The sequence below is a fragment of the Labrenzia sp. R5_0 genome, from assembly GCF_017743835.1.
Classification (GTDB): domain Bacteria; phylum Pseudomonadota; class Alphaproteobacteria; order Rhizobiales; family Stappiaceae; genus Roseibium; species Roseibium algicola.
Genome location: NZ_JAGHRK010000007.1, coordinates 40590 through 55944, shown reverse-complemented (window position 1 = coordinate 55944; position 15355 = coordinate 40590). Strand labels below are relative to the sequence as shown.

13 protein-coding genes and 1 tRNA gene are annotated in these 15355 nt (G+C 56.8%); 4 read left to right on the top strand and 10 right to left on the bottom strand.

All coding sequences use genetic code 11. From position 1 onward, the window contains the following. Positions 1–313: 313 nt before the first annotated feature. The 8 genes from clpX to J7447_RS26830 all read right to left on the bottom strand — a co-directional run bounded on the left by clpX (position 314) and on the right by J7447_RS26830 (position 9542). Positions 314–1579, bottom strand: a complete 1266-nt coding sequence (gene clpX, locus J7447_RS26865; RefSeq protein ID WP_022998421.1) for an ATP-dependent Clp protease ATP-binding subunit ClpX — start codon at positions 1577–1579, stop codon at positions 314–316. 236 nt (positions 1580–1815) lie between these two features. Then, positions 1816–2451 carry an ATP-dependent Clp protease proteolytic subunit gene (locus J7447_RS26860; RefSeq protein ID WP_022998420.1) on the bottom strand — a complete coding sequence of 212 codons (636 nt, stop codon included), beginning with the start codon at positions 2449–2451 and terminating at the stop codon, positions 1816–1818. 252 nt (positions 2452–2703) lie between these two features. Then, positions 2704–4053: a trigger factor gene (gene tig, locus J7447_RS26855; RefSeq protein WP_209171475.1), complete on the bottom strand. Its 1350-nt coding sequence runs from the start codon at positions 4051–4053 to the stop codon at positions 2704–2706. Between the two features lie 570 nt (positions 4054–4623). Continuing rightward, positions 4624–4708, bottom strand: a tRNA-Leu gene (locus J7447_RS26850). A 91-nt stretch (positions 4709–4799) separates the two neighbouring features. Next, positions 4800–6335, bottom strand: a complete 1536-nt coding sequence (locus J7447_RS26845; RefSeq protein WP_209171474.1) for an NAD(P)H-hydrate dehydratase — start codon at positions 6333–6335, stop codon at positions 4800–4802. A 75-nt stretch (positions 6336–6410) separates the two neighbouring features. Beyond that, positions 6411–8030 carry a CHASE domain-containing protein gene (locus J7447_RS26840; protein ID WP_055654539.1) on the bottom strand — a complete coding sequence of 540 codons (1620 nt, stop codon included), beginning with the start codon at positions 8028–8030 and terminating at the stop codon, positions 6411–6413. Positions 8031–8264: 234 nt separating this feature from the next. After that, a complete protein-coding gene (locus J7447_RS26835) occupies positions 8265–9311 on the bottom strand; it encodes a sensor histidine kinase (RefSeq protein ID WP_209171473.1) in 1047 nt (348 codons plus the stop codon). A 69-nt stretch (positions 9312–9380) separates the two neighbouring features. Continuing rightward, positions 9381–9542: a DUF1328 family protein gene (locus J7447_RS26830; protein ID WP_031268407.1), complete on the bottom strand. Its 162-nt coding sequence runs from the start codon at positions 9540–9542 to the stop codon at positions 9381–9383. A gap of 466 nt (positions 9543–10008) precedes the next feature. Between J7447_RS26830 and J7447_RS26825 the strand changes: the two genes are divergently transcribed. Both J7447_RS26825 and glnA read left to right on the top strand, forming a co-directional pair. Beyond that, a complete protein-coding gene (locus tag J7447_RS26825) occupies positions 10009–10347 on the top strand; it encodes a P-II family nitrogen regulator (protein WP_006934743.1) in 339 nt (112 codons plus the stop codon). A gap of 127 nt (positions 10348–10474) precedes the next feature. Then, positions 10475–11884 carry a type I glutamate--ammonia ligase gene (glnA, locus tag J7447_RS26820; protein ID WP_055656579.1) on the top strand — a complete coding sequence of 470 codons (1410 nt, stop codon included), beginning with the start codon at positions 10475–10477 and terminating at the stop codon, positions 11882–11884. A gap of 167 nt (positions 11885–12051) precedes the next feature. Here the strand turns inward: glnA and J7447_RS26815 are convergent, their stop codons facing one another. After that, a complete protein-coding gene (locus J7447_RS26815; protein WP_209171472.1) occupies positions 12052–13098 on the bottom strand; it encodes a P1 family peptidase in 1047 nt (348 codons plus the stop codon). A gap of 110 nt (positions 13099–13208) precedes the next feature. Then, entirely contained in the window at positions 13209–13481 is a 273-nt protein-coding gene (locus J7447_RS26810) for a hypothetical protein (protein ID WP_031268405.1), read from the bottom strand. 181 nt (positions 13482–13662) lie between these two features. Between J7447_RS26810 and J7447_RS26805 the strand changes: the two genes are divergently transcribed. Further along, positions 13663–13881 carry a hypothetical protein gene (locus J7447_RS26805; RefSeq protein ID WP_022998411.1) on the top strand — a complete coding sequence of 73 codons (219 nt, stop codon included), beginning with the start codon at positions 13663–13665 and terminating at the stop codon, positions 13879–13881. Between the two features lie 123 nt (positions 13882–14004). After that, the gene (gene tyrS / locus J7447_RS26800; protein WP_022998410.1) at positions 14005–15258 is read left to right on the top strand and encodes a tyrosine--tRNA ligase; all 1254 of its coding nucleotides are present in this window, start codon (positions 14005–14007) and stop codon (positions 15256–15258) included. Positions 15259–15355: the final 97 nt, after the last annotated feature.

Sequence of the window (15355 nt, the reverse complement as noted above, 5' to 3'; positions counted from 1 at the left end):
TGTCCCGGCCCCACTCGGTAAAAGGCAGCCAAAACACTGGAAAACGGCTCCGAACCGGAAGGTCCTGAAGGCCAGATCACGGCACCCCAGATGGGCGCGCCGACAATCCGCATAAGCCGTCCTTAGGTCTATTAGGTGGACACCAGACCTGCCGGTGTCAAGGCAATCGGTTGCTGCCCACAAGTCTTGTCTGTTGACGACTCATTGCACCAGTGGAAAACGGCCCCGAACAAGCGCATGACCGCCCAAAAACAAAATGCCGCTCAAGTTGAGCGGCATTTATTCACGGTTTCTTGAAACAGCCTTCAGTGCCTCAGGCGCTGGTAGCCGACGTTTCTTCCCGGTCTTCGTAAATATAGAGCGGGCGTGCCTCGCCCTTCACGACTTCCGGTGAGATCACGACTTCCTTGACACCCTTCAGGCCCGGCAGCTCGTACATCGTATCGAGCAGGATGGCTTCGAGGATCGAACGCAGGCCGCGTGCACCGGTCTTGCGTTCGATGGCCCGGCGAGCGATCGCCTTGAGGGCTTCCTCGTGGAAGGACAGTTCCACCTGTTCCATTTCGAAAAGACGCTGGTACTGCTTGACCAGAGCGTTCTTCGGCTCCGTCAGGATCGTAACCAGGGCTTCCTCGTCGAGGTCTTCCAGGGTCGCGATAACCGGCAGACGGCCGACGAATTCGGGGATAAGGCCGAATTTGAGCAGATCTTCCGGCTCAAGTACCGAGAAGAGTTCGCCAATCCGGCGATCTTCCGGTGCATGGACCTGCGCTTTGAAACCGATGGACGTCTGCGTGCCACGATCGGAAATGATCTTGTCGAGGCCCGCAAAGGCGCCGCCACAGATGAACAGGATGTTGGTCGTGTCCACCTGCAGGAATTCCTGCTGCGGATGCTTGCGGCCACCCTGGGGCGGCACGGAAGCAACGGTGCCTTCCATGATCTTCAGAAGTGCCTGCTGAACACCTTCGCCCGAAACGTCACGGGTGATCGACGGGTTGTCGGCCTTGCGGCTGATCTTGTCGACCTCATCGATGTATACGATGCCGCGCTGCGCGCGTTCGACGTTGTAGTCGGCGGACTGCAGCAGCTTCAGAATGATGTTTTCAACGTCCTCACCCACGTAACCGGCTTCGGTCAGCGTGGTGGCATCAGCCATGGTGAAAGGCACGTCCAGAATGCGGGCAAGGGTCTGCGCAAGCAGGGTCTTGCCGCAACCGGTCGGGCCGACCAGAAGGATGTTGGATTTCGCCAGCTCGACATCGTTGTTTTTCGATGCGTGATTGAGGCGCTTGTAATGGTTGTGAACGGCGACCGATAGAACCTTCTTCGCGCTGCCCTGCCCGATGACATAGTCATCCAGAACGTCGCGAATTTCCTGAGGGGTCGGGATCCCGTCCCGTGACTTCACCAGCGAGGATTTGTTCTCCTCGCGAATGATATCCATGCACAGCTCGACACATTCATCGCAAATGAAAACAGTCGGGCCGGCGATCAGCTTGCGAACCTCATGCTGGCTCTTGCCGCAGAAGGAGCAGTAAAGCGTATTCTTGGAATCGCTGCCGCTGGCCTTGGTCATGTAGTCAACCTCGCGTTTACGGGGAGTGTTTCCCCTTATCTCTCCGGTTGCGGCCAAATTATGACTGAACCGGTTCTGAAGCGGCGCACAGTCGCCACCTCACCATGTAATGTCATCATGCTTCGCCATTAAAAATCAATATAGGTTTAAGGCGAAGATGAAAACCCGGCATCACCTGGGGATTTTCCGGCTTTAAGCGTGGAAATTCAATCCATGATTAAAGCCGGGTAAGTCCCTCACTTCTCTTCGTCGCCGCCAAGCGTGTTGCGGTCGGTGATCACCTTGTCGACGATCCCGAATTCCTTAGCTTTGTCAGCGGTCATGAAGTTGTCACGTTCCAGCGCCTCTTCGACCTGGTCGAGGGTGCGTCCGGTGTGCTTCACGTAGATTTCATTCAGCCGGCGCTTCATGGCCAGGATTTCCTGTGCATGAAGCATGATGTCGGCAGCCTGACCGCGGAACCCGCCGGACGGCTGATGCACCATGACCCGCGCGTTCGGCAGGATATAGCGCATGTCTTTCTCGCCTGCGGCAAGCAGAAGCGAGCCCATGGAGGCTGCCTGGCCGATGCAGAGCGTCGACACAGCCGGGCGGATGAACTGCATCGTGTCATAGATCGCAAGACCGGAGGTCACGAGACCTCCCGGCGAATTGATGTAGATCGCGATCTCTTTGGTTGGGTTTTCAGCTTCCAGATACAGAAGCTGTGCGCTTACCAGGGTTGCCACGTGATCCTCGACCGGGCCGGTCAGGAAGATGATGCGCTCCTTCAGCAGGCGCGAATAGATATCGAAGGCCCGCTCTCCCCGGTTGGTCTGCTCGACAACCATCGGCACGAGAGTGTTCATGTAGATATCGACAGGATCCTTCATACCTCATCCATATGCTTGAGATGTTGCCCGGAGGGTCTCCGGGCAGGAAACAGGCCATGAAGCGCATCGATTCAGGGCCTGACTCGAAAAAAGCGACACCCCGTATATATGGGATGTCGCCCTCAACGCAAAGTCATGACAGATGCGGCGTGAATGCAAGGTTAAATCTGCGGCCACATCTGGGGATAGACGGGAAAACCAACCGGCCAATCTGGCCGCTTTCGAGAGCCTTCCCCCGAAAGCGGATTGACCTTAAGCCTCGTCTTCTTCCTCGGCGACCAGCTTCTCCAGCTCTTCCTTGGTCACCGTCTTGTCGGTCACCTTGGCGAGTTCCAGCATGAAGTCGACGACCTTTTCTTCGTAGATCGGCGCACGCAGTGAAGCCAGAGCCTGCTGGTTGTTCTTGTAGAATTCGAACACCTGCTGTTCCTGGCCCGGGAACTGGCGGACGCGGTCGTAAAGAGCGCGCTGCAGTTCTTCGTCGGTCACCTGGATGTTGTTCTGCTCACCGATTTCGGACAGAACCAGGCCAAGACGAACACGGCGCTCAGCGATCTTGCGGTATTCCGCCTTCGCTTCTTCTTCCGTGGTCTCTTCGTCTTCGAAGGTCTTCTCGTTGCGCTTCATGTCTTCTTCGACCTGGCGCCAGACAACATCGAACTCGGAGTTCAGCAGTTTTTCCGGCAGATCGAACGAATAGTGCTCGTCCAGCTTGTCGAGCAGCTGACGCTTCACACGCTGGCGGGTCATCTGACCGAACTGGCCTTCGATCTGGCCGCGGACGATTTCCTTCAGCTTGTCGAGAGACTCAAGGCCGAGGTTCTTAGCGAACTCGTCGTCGACCTTGGCTTCACCCGGTGCGGCAACTTCCTTGACGACGATGTCGAAGGTGGCAGCCTTGCCGGCCAGATGTGCAGCCGGATATTCTTCCGGGAAGGACACTTCGATGACCTTCTCGTCGCCAGCCTTGACGCCAACAAGCTGCTCTTCGAAGCCCGGGATGAACTGACCGGAACCCAGAACCAGCATGCCGTTCTCGTCGGCACCGCCCTCAAAAGGCTCGCCGTCGATCTTGCCCAGGTAGGACATGGTCACGCGGTCGCCGTCTGCAGCCGCGCCGTCTTTCGCATCGAACGGTGCGTTGCTCTTGGCGATCTGGGAAACTTGCTCGTCGACTTCTTCTTCAGCGATTTCAACGACCGGACGCTCGATTTCGATACCGGCGAAATCAACGATCTCGAAGCTCGGCAGAATGTCGTAGGTCATCTTGAAGGAAAGATCGGCGTCGCCAGCCATGATCTTTTCAGCATCTTCTTCCGGCAGATCGATTTCCGGGGTCAGAGCCGGGCGCTCGGAGCGCTCCTCAACAGCCTTCTGGGTGGTTTCCTGGATGGTGTTCGACAGGATCTCGGCCATGGCCTGACGGCCATACATCTTTTTCAGATGGGCGAGCGGAACCTTGCCAGGGCGGAAGCCCTTGATGTTGGCCTTGGATTTCAGGTCGGCCATGTAATCGTCGAGCTTGGCGGCGAGATCACCAGCCGGAATGTCGATTTTCAGCTCACGCTTGAGGCCCTCGGAGAGGGTTTCGGTTACCTGCATGGGTTTTGTCGTCCTCGGTCCCGAGCGGCAATCCGCCCCGGAGGTTTCGTTTTTAAAATCCCGTGTGCCACATCGCCTGCACTCCCCTTTTGCCGGGAGCGTTCAAACGGCCATGCATCGCCTTGAAGAGACTTCAAGACGCACGATGGGAGCGCGATACTGCGTAGGCCCGAAAGTGTCAAGGGGAGAGCGGGGTTTTGCTGGCGTAAATCGCCTAAAATCAGCTCTTTCGACCAAGTGATTTGGTCTCTTCCAGGAGCCGGAAGCTAATTCCGCCAACCTCGCCGGCCTGCAGTAAAGAACCGCTCCCCGTCACTGATGTTGACAGCATGATGCCAGACCACGCTAAACCAGAGCTTGGCCAGAGCTTGACCAGACCGGCCCGCACTGCTGAAGCCACACGGAACGCAAATTTGCGCTGCGCAACAACTCCGCACAGTCAACGGTGCCCCACCAGGCCTGACACTTGGTGATTATAAAACGGCGACCAAATACGAGGGTTCTCGACAAAAAGCGCAACGTCGAACGACAAGCGCCGAATGCGCACAGGATGGAATTCACTTTGAAGAATGGTGCGGATGGAGGGACTTGAACCCCCACGCCTTGCGGCACCAGAACCTAAATCTGGCGTGTCTACCAATTTCACCACATCCGCGTCGCAACAAGTGGCAAACCACCCTGCGATTGAAGCGGGGCCTCTATAGCATCGCTGATTTTCCCGTCAAAGGAAAAAGCAGTGCCCTGCCTCACCGTAAATCGGATTTCTCCACAAGTGCGCGAAGCGCGGGTTTCAGGGCACTCTCAAGATCTTCTGCGATCAGCCCCGGCCCGGCCTCCCGGCCAGCTTCGCCATGTAGCCAGACGGCCATTGCGGCCGCCTCGAAGCCGGAAACACCCTGCGCAAGCAGACCAACTACAATTCCGGCAAGCACATCACCAGACCCGGCCGTTGCAAGCCATGAAGGTGCGTTGCAATTGATTGCCGCACGCCCATCCGGCGCAGCGACAACGCTGTCCGGCCCCTTCAGAATCACGACAGCACCGGACATTCGTGCTGCCTCCCTGGCACGGGTCAGCTTGCTACCTGCAAGTTCCGGGAAAAGGCGAGCAAACTCTCCCTCATGCGGCGTCAGAACGACCGGCGCATTATGCGACCTGATGCTTTCGAAAAACGGAGCGCGATCAACGGCGCAACTCGTCAGACCATCGGCATCGAATACGCTTGCCCGGTTACAGTCCAGGATCTCCACTACCGCCGATCGGGTCTTTTCACCAACACCATAACCCGGACCGATCAGTACCGCGTTGAGGCGCTTGTCCGACAAGAGATCGCGAATACCGTTTTCAGAGGCAATCTTCTTCAGCATTACCGCCGTCAGATGGCTTGCGTTGACCAGAAGCGCATCCGGCGGTGACGCCAATGTTACGAGCCCCGCCCCCGCCCGCAGCGCAGCGCCAGCCGACAACCGCGCAGCGCCGGTTGCCGTGACCGGACCGCCAAAGACAACCGCGTGCCCCTTGGAATACTTGTGACCGGTCGGCGCGACTTGAGGCCAATGGTCAAGCCAGAGGTCCGGCCCATTGATAAAAGTATCGGGCACGATTTGATCGAGAACAGTTACATCGATGCCAATCTGCGCAACTGTAACCCGGCCGCAGGCTTGACGACCGGGATAAAGCAAATGCCCCGGCTTTTGCCGAAAGAACGTGACCGTCTCTTGCGCACTGATAGCCTCACCACAGACAACACCGTCTGCGCCTTGAACTCCGGATGGAAGATCAACCGCAAGAACAGGTGCGCCGCACTTGTTGACAGCTTTCACCAAAGCTTCGGCGGCACCACCTAAAGCGCGGTCCAGCCCTGCCCCGAAGAGAGCATCCACGATCAGATTGGCGCCATCCAATAAAGCGCCTAGATCGCTCGCGATATGATCGCCCTCAACAGCAAGTGCATAAGAAAGCCCCATGCGCCGAAAGGCTTCAAGCGCATCCCCCTTCAGAGAATCGGGCGCTTTGAGCAACCTGACATCAACGCCGTATCCGGCTGCCGCCAGACAACGCGCCGCAATGAAACCGTCACCCCCGTTGTTGCCGGGACCGCATAGAATGACTATCCGACCTGAAGCCGGAACCATCCGCGCCGCAGCACGTGCCACAGCCTGGCCGGCCCGCTCCATGAGTTCGATACCTGGAACACCCCCCTCAATGGTCAGTCGATCGGCTTTCGCCATCTCCTGCGGGGTCAGCAACACATAATCCAGGGCCGTGCCATGCTGGCTCATTTTTAGGCAGTCCCTTCCATGTTCAAACGGCGCTTGAGAATGCACTCGGGCTAATCATGACCCAGCAGCCGATTCTCAGACCAGAGGCACGGAAATCCGGATGGCAACACCCTTCTCGGTGAACTGCCGATCGATCTTGCCATTCATCTCACCAGCTACCAGCGCTTCCATGAGCCTGCTGCCGAAGCCAAAGTTCTTCGGAGCTTCAATCACTTTTCCGGTCTCCTCAAGCCAGTCGAGCTCAAGTTGCTTGCCTTTTTTGGCCGGCAAGACCTTCCAGATAACCTCGAAACGTCCGTCATCAGCAAAGACATCGGAATATTTCATCGCGTTCGTCGCAAGCTCGTGAAACACCAGACCAAGCGCATGGGTGCCGGTCTCGTTCAGTTGAACGGCCGGGCCTGCAAGCTTGATGCCCTTTGCCCCCTCACCAAAGACCTGCTCCAGTTCCTGAAGAAGCAATGCTTTCAAGTCCGCCTTCGACCACCTGGACCGGGTCAACAGATCCTGCGCATTCGCCATGGCCTGCAGGCGAGAGCTGAACGAATCATTGAATTCCTCCAGGCTTTCGGAGGCACCGGCGGTCTGGCGAGCAATCGCGAGAATGCGGGCAATTGAATTCTTGATCCGGTGCTTCATTTCCTGAAGCATCAGATCCTTTTCCTGGATCGTCTTTTCAGACATTTCCTTCAGGCGCTGATTGGCCTCTCTCGCCCGCAGGCGGGAGCGAATCGAAACCGCGAGCGCAGCGGAGAAAAGCAGAGATATCGACCCGAGCATGAAGGTACGCCAATAAAGAAAGGCGTTGTCCTTTGAAGCGGCTTCGATAACGGAGATTTCCCAAATCCGTCCACCTACTTCTATCTGCCGTGTCACGAGATTTTCAGCTTCCGCGGCACGCGCCTCATAGTCTTCAGAGGTGTACAGGTGCTCCGGCTGCTCGTCCGTCACGTCGGTCGTGTTGACAAGAACCGGTACCGGGGTCGGAGAAGTCAGGGCAGCCTTGTGCAGGTCCCCGGCACGGAAAGGCGCATAGACAAAGCCCTGGATGCTTTCTTCGCCATTCAGTTTTTCTCCGGCAGCTTCCTCTTCACTTGCCAGCGGGAGATACGCCAGGAACCCCGTCTGCTTCTCCTCCGTGATTTCCTGAACCAGCATGACAGGGGCTGATACCTTGACTGTGAAGGTGTCTGCGGACGCCAGCATGGCCTTGCGGCGGGTTTCGTCGCTGAACATGTCGAAGCCGAGTGCAGCCTTGTTTCGCAGGTCCAGCGGCTCAAGAAGTATGATGGGGGTACGATGCGCCTGGTCCGTCTCGGGCCAGACCTGACGTTCCAGTTCGTAATTCTGCTGCAATGCCAGGCTTGCTTCATCTTCCCTGCCGGTCTGCATCAGCTTGGCAAAGCCGATACCCTGCATGCCGGACAAATGCCCCTTCAGGAACAGGCCAAGGGCAAAGCTCTGGAATTTGGCCCTCGACATGGCTCCGCCATCCGCTTCGAAAAACGAATGCGTCGCAGCAATGAGAGAAAAGTTCTGCTCGGTGCGCCCGCGGATCCGGTCGACAGCCTCTTCTGCGAGTATTTCGAATTCCCGCCGTTCAACCGCTCGCTCCCTGTCCAGAATGACGTAGGTCAGCGACAGGCCGATAGCGGCACTTATCACGAACACAAGAAGGGGAATGTGTCTTTTCATCGCCGCGGGCCTGATCCGGGAAGAAGGTATGGGGACAACAGAATTAGGAAGTTTTCACGATGCAAGCAACAAAAATCACTTGTAGAACCAACAACAAATTTCAAAATATCATCATAACATTTGTTAATTTCAATATTCATTGAAGTATTTAAAAACAACCATTCCGAGAACGGCCTACAACCGTCGACCAGCCGAATGAGTTACTGCAAGCAGTGAAGAATTTGAACGCAGAAGTTAAGCCCGAAGCAGGTCTTCACCCACTTCCCGCCGAACGTTGTACTCAGTTTTCGGAAACACCATGCTGTAATCTATTCCGTCAGGGGAGATCCTCAATTCGGCAGACCCGCTCAAGGATTGCGGCAGCACGGTTTCGAGCAGCAAGGCGGAAAATGCGGTTCTGTCACCATCTGCTTCACCTGCGGCAAGCGCCTTTTTGGTGTCTAACCTGCCCCTCTCTCCTGCATTCCAGTTGAGAACGAGGCACAACCGGCCCTGCCTCATCACCGATTTGCAGGTGAGCAATATTCCCTGGTCAGTCGAAGCCCAGCCGACGTCCAGTGTTGCGGCGATCAATTCATGCAAGCCCAGGCCGATGTAAAGCGCAGCATTGGGGGTCAGCAAAGGGTTTTCGCCCGTCATGGAGATGGGAATGACCCGCTTTGAATCAAACAGCGCGCGTTGAGCTCGGGCAAGATCGAACAGGCGAACACCGAACCAGTCAGCTTCCGTCACAAGATCCTGTGAATTTGAAAGGGAAAAGATCCGCCCCTGAAACTCGGCAAGAAACTGCTCGAGCGACCCGGCGTAGCGAGCGGACTGGCCTGCCAGGCTTTGGATGACAGCCAAAAGGTTCTTCGATCTGTGACTGACTTCCAGCAGCAAATCCTTGAGCGCCTGCTCTCGTCGACGGCTTTCCGTAACATCGACAACGGTTGTCAGCACCTGGGTGATGCCTTCATCACCGAAAATCGTTTCGATGTGGATCTCGAAAACGTGGCCACCTTCAGCCATCACCTCGAGCTTCTCCGAACGCCCCGTCTCCAGCACTGTCTTCTTGGCGTCATCGAGCTGCCTGCCCACGGAATGACCGAAGACCGTTTCGTCCTTCGGGGTCTCTCCCTCGGGCACCGACCATATGTGAGGCAGGTTCGCGATATAAAGGTATTGAAGCGCGTCGTCCTGCAAGGTGACGCAGGCACGCGAACGAAGCAATGCGAGAATGAGATATTCTCGAAGCTGCTCATCAGACTGGCTGGCGTTGTGCCATGTGAGCCTGCGCACGGATAACCTCACATTAAACTCAAAAGAAGCGAACCCCGACGGCGTTTCGTGGGTCCAGGATATTCGTTGCTACCTTCGTAGCATGCCCGCAATCAGGGAAAGCACAAAAACTGCAAGGAACAACCCGATCAAGATTTGTGCAATCGAAGCCGACATGCCCGCCATTCCAAAAAACCCGAACAAACCTGCGACGAGAGCAATGGCCACCACAGCCAAAGCGTAGAAAAGCATAGCCGTCTCCATATTCCAGTTCTTCTGCAACGCGTAAGGGCGGGGATGGTTCCTCATTCCGGAAATCAGCCAGGAACCGCCCGTACATCGGAGCAACGCCCCCGGCAGCGCCGGCTGGAACTGTCGATTGACTTGAGATTGTGCAAAATCATGCAACCACTGAGCAGGGCAATCTCATCCGATTGCTAAAATTCAGCCTATTTTTTAGGCTCTTTGCTTATTTTGTGATCATATGACAAATGGGATAGGCGACTGACCACCACCCCGCTGATAGAATTTGCCGCTTTTAGTGGCGGATTTCCCAGCGCGGGTAAAATTTACGGGTTGTCATGGCCGTTTGGCACACATCGTGCTTTATAGCTTGCAACGGTCCCTTCCGGGCCCGACCGGGTCGTTTTGTCCCGCAGGATCGGAAAAGGGCACGCCGAAATTATCCGGCCTTAAAAGTGGAGAGAGACACAAGGTGATGAAAAAGATCGAAGCGATCATCAAACCCTTCAAATTGGACGAGGTCAAAGAAGCTCTGCAAGAGGTCGGTCTCCAGGGCATCACCGTTACGGAAGCCAAGGGCTTCGGCCGTCAGAAAGGCCACACGGAACTCTATCGCGGCGCTGAATATGTCGTGGATTTCCTGCCGAAGGTGAAAGTGGAAATTGTACTTGGCGACGACATGGTCGAGAAAGCCGTTGACGCAATCAGATCCGCTGCGCAAACAGGCCGCATTGGCGACGGCAAGATTTTCGTTTCAAATATCGAAGAAGCAGTCCGTATCCGTACCGGTGAATCCGGCATAGACGCTATCTGACCCACCCATTCCGGCATTCGCCGGCAATCCGAATTCCGGTCCCACGCAACGGAGCCAAATTTAAGACACTCTGCCGGGCCGGAACAGTACCCAACCGTTCACATGAAAAACTAAAGGGATGGACATTATGACCACTGCCGCTGAAATCCTTAAGGAGATTCAGGAAAAAGACGTGAAATTCGTCGACCTGCGCTTTACCGATCCTAAGGGTAAAATGCAGCACGTCACCATGGACGTAGTACTCGTTGACGAAGACATGTTCGCTGAAGGCGTCGCTTTCGACGGTTCGTCAATCGCAGGCTGGAAGGCCATCAACGAGTCCGACATGATGCTGATCCTGGATCCGGAATCCGCACACATCGACCCGTTCTTCGCACAGTCCACCATGGCGATCTTCTGCGACATCGTCGACCCGGTCACCGGTGAAGGCTACAACCGCGATCCGCGCATGACCGCGAAGAAGGCAGAAGCCTACGTGAAGTCCGGCGGCTTCGGCGACACCATTTTCGTCGGCCCGGAAGCTGAATTCTTCATGTTCGACGACGTCCGCTTCACTGCAGACCCGTACAACACCGGCTTCATGCTCGACAGCTCTGAACTGCCGTCCAACATGGGTTCCGAGTACGAAACGGGCAACCTGGGCCACCGTCCGCGCACGAAGGGCGGCTACTTCCCGGTTCCGCCGATCGACAGCGCACAGGACATCCGTTCCGAAATGCTGTCCGTCATGGCCGAAATGGGCGTTCCGACAGAAAAGCATCACCACGAAGTGGCTGCTGCACAGCACGAACTCGGCATGAAGTTCGACCACCTGACCCGTTGCGCCGACAACATGCAGAAGTACAAGTATGTCGTCCACCAGGTCGCACATGCTTACGGCAAGACGTCCACCTTCATGCCGAAGCCGGTATTCGGTGACAACGGCACCGGCATGCACTGCCACCTGTCCATCTGGAACAACGGCGAGCCGACCTTTGCCGGCAACCAGTATGCCGACCTTTCGGAAAGCTGCCTGTACTTCATCGGTGGTATCCTGAAGCACGCCAAGGCCCTGAACGCCTTCACCAACCCGTCGACCAACTCTTACAAGCGTCTGGTCCCGGGCTACGAAGCACCGGTTCTGCTGGCCTATTCCTCGCGTAACCGTTCGGCTTCCTGCCGTATTCCGTTCACTGCTTCTCCGAAGGCTAAGCGCGTTGAAGTTCGCTTCCCGGATCCGTCCGCGAACCCGTACCTCTGCTTCTCCGCTCTGCTGATGGCCGGCCTCGACGGGATCAAGAACAAGATCCACCCGGGCGACGCGATGGACAAGAACCTCTACGACCTTCCGGCCGAAGAGCTTGCAGAAATCCCGACCGTTTGCGGCTCCCTGCGCGAAGCACTGGAAGCAGTCGATGCAGACCGTGAGTTCCTGAAAGCCGGCGGCGTGTTCGACGACGACCAGATCGACGCTTACATCGAACTGAAGATGGAAGAAGTCGAGCGTTTCGAAATGACCCCGCACCCGGTCGAATTCGACATGTACTACTCTGTCTGATCCCTTCGGGTTCAAACAAGCGGAAAGGCCGGGCATTTGCCCGGCCTTTTTGTTTTCCAAGCAACCCGCTTTCCATGTCTCAGCGCGAAAGTGAGTTGGTTCCCACCGACGGTTCCTCAAGCAGCCTTGGCCAGCCTGACAAGCTGCACGAGAAAATCGCGAGCGACCTAGGCGTGTCCGTCAAGCCAATCGGCAAGAGACGGCCGTTTGCTACGCCCCCTCCCACGCATGGCGGGAGACGCGATCATCGCATTGAGTACAGCCTCCTGCGTCGTTTCAGCTGCTGCCTGAAACAGGACATCGATCTTGTCTTCCTTGAGAATATCGCGAACGACGAAATCTCCCTCCTCGAAATGGGCAATCTTGCAGGCAGTTGAAAAGGCAAGTGCGATATCGCCGCTTCCATTGCCGTAGTAGGCACCCAGCCGCGCCAAACCCGCCCCGGCTCTGCGGGCAATGCGTTTCAGTTGCCGGCTTTCAAGAGGCACATCAGTCGCCAGAACAACGATGACGGAACCGCGTTCTTCGCTATGGCGCGCCTCCTTGGGATGCGGTCTGCGTCCATCCGGCAGGACAAGGTCTCCGGGGCGACCGAAATTGGCAAGCACCAGGGCGGCAAGTCTGTGCTGACGGCCTCCAAGTTCAAAGACGCGCGAGGCCGAACCGATACCGCCTTTGAAGCCGAACGCGCTCATGCCCGTCCCTGCCCCGACACTGCCCTGCTCCACCGTCGAACCTGCAGCCTTCAGAGCCGCTTCCGCATCGGCTTCGCTCAAGGCCATTGCCTGAATATCGCTCAGGTAGCCGTCATTGCACTCCATCACCACAGGATTGATGGTGCCTGTGGAACGGCCTATTTCAGGATTTTCGGCAATTGCCCTGCGGATGAGCGCGTTCACACCGGTTCCAACGCCAAAGGTGTTGGTCAGAAGGATCGGCGTTTCCAGCGTCCCGAGTTCATCGACCTGTATCAAACCAGCACTCTTTCCGAAGCCGTTGATCACCTCGACGGCGGCAGGAAGTTTCTCGCGAAAGAGATTGCCCGGGTGCGGCACGATTGCCGTGAAACCGGTTCTGAGGTCGCCCTCGCACACGGTTCTGTGCCCAACCGCAATACCATCGATGTCCGCAAGGGTATTCAGGGGGCCGGGTTCCAGAGTGCCGCATATGAGGCCATGAACGCGAGTGGGAGAGAGCGAGGGAAAGGAAGACATGGAACACCGGACGAAAAATTTCACTGTCCCGTGTTGAAAAGGAGGTTCAACCAAATCTCAAGACGAAAAAGCCTCCCGAAGGAGGCCATTCGCTTGTGCTGTGGATGAGATCAGTAACAGACGCGCTGGTATCCGACGACGATATATCGACCATGGTAAGGGCTCCACCGGGTCACGGGCCGGTTCTGGCAACGGACCGGCTGGTAGTAGCGCGGCTGAGCCTGGGAGGCGATGATAGCGCCGGCAGCAAGGCCGATGATGGCACCTGCAGCAATCGCGCCACCATGACGGTTCTTGGCATGAGCTTCGTTCGGGGTAATGGTGACGGCAGCGGTTGCCATGGTGGCGACTGCGACGGCGGCTATTGCAAACTTGCGAAACATGACGGCTCCTTTCAATTGTTGAACAGCGGCTTTCGTTGCGCTGCTGATGAATTGAATGTAGGCGCCGCCTGCTATGTTGGCTGTGACTGTGATCACGCTGCGTCACTTTCGCTAGTGTGTGACGGGGCGTGTTGGGAAAACGTTGGGGACCTGGGGTCTCACAAGAAAGTAGGAGTTATCCATGTGGGTGATTATGGCCGTATCCATTCAGCTTTTGAGCGGTCCCAATGTCTGGCCGGTCGCCGATGAAGGCACTTTTCAGGATGAAGCGGAATGTCAGGCTGCATTGAGCGAAGCCGTTCCGCGGACACTGTCGGAAGGCATGCGCCTTGCCTGGGAGGGGGGCGAATTGAAATTCGTCTGTGTGAAGGTGCGCGCCAACGGCCAGGTCGGCAACTAACCAACGGCAGAGCGCTGCAGCGTCCTGATTTTCCGGCAGGCGCAATTTACAAGTCCTGCGGCACGCGCTAGAGCACGACCGCAGGAATGCCGGCAGGCACACAAGACGGACGGACAGGCGACTATGAGCGAGTTCAAATCGGACTTTCTAAACGTTCTTTCAGAACGCGGTTTCATTCATCAGATCTCGGACCCGAAGGGCCTGGACGAGCTTTGCGCGAAAGAAACCGTAACGGCCTACATTGGTTTCGATTGCACCGCACCGAGCCTTCATGCCGGGTCTCTCGTCCCGATCATGATGCTGCACTGGTTCCAGAAAACCGGCCACCGGCCGATTGCCCTCATGGGTGGCGGCACCACGCGCGTCGGTGATCCGTCCGGCAAGGACGAATCCCGCAAGATGCTCACCGAAGAGCTGATCGAGGACAACAAGGCCGGCATCCGCAAGGTCTTCGAGAAACTTCTCACCTTCGGTGACGGCCCGACAGACGCCATCATGCTGGACAATGCGGACTGGCTTCTGAAGCTCAATTACGTTGACTTCCTTCGCGATATCGGCCGGCACTTCTCGGTCAACCAGATGATCCAGCGCGACAGCGTGCGCCTGCGTCTGGAACGCGAACAGCATCTGTCCTTCCTCGAATTCAACTACATGCTCCTGCAGGGCTACGACTATCTGGAGATTTACCGTCGCACCGGTTGCCGGCTACAGATGGGCGGATCCGACCAGTGGGGCAACATCCTGTCCGGCACCGATCTCGTTCGCCGTCTGGCAGAAGTCGAAGCCTTTGCCCTCACCTCTCCGCTTCTGACAACGTCGTCGGGTGCAAAGATGGGCAAGACTGCCGCCGGCGCTGTGTGGCTCAACGAAGAGCAGCTTTCCGCCTATGACTACTGGCAATACTGGCGCAACACGGAAGACGCCGACGTGGAGCGTTTCATGAAGCTCTTCACAGTTCTTCCAATGGACGAAATCGCCCGTCTTGCGGCACTGCAAGGCTCGGAGATCAACGAGGCCAAGAAGATACTAGCAACGGAAGCGACTGCCCTGATCCATGGACGGGAAAACGCTGAAGCTGCTGCCGAGACCGCCCGCAAGGCATTTGAAGAAGGCCAATCCGCCGAAGGCCTGCCAACGGTAGAAATTGCCAAGGCCGAACTGGAAGCCGGCATAGGTGTGCTATCCGCATTCGTGAGTGCGGGCCTGTGCGCCTCGAATGGAGACGTCCGCCGCAACATCAAGGGTGGCGCGGTCAAGATCAACGACAAGGGCGAGCAGGACGACAAGCGCCAGATCACGCTTGCTGATCTGACCGGCGACGGCATCGTCAAACTGTCGCTCGGCAAGAAAAAGCACGTGCTCCTGAAGCCGGTCTGAGCAGAGGCACTCCAGAACTGACAAAAAAGCCGGGCACCGCCCGGTTTTTTTGTTCGGCAATAAGAGTGACAGGAACAAAGGCCTTCGGCGGCAGCCT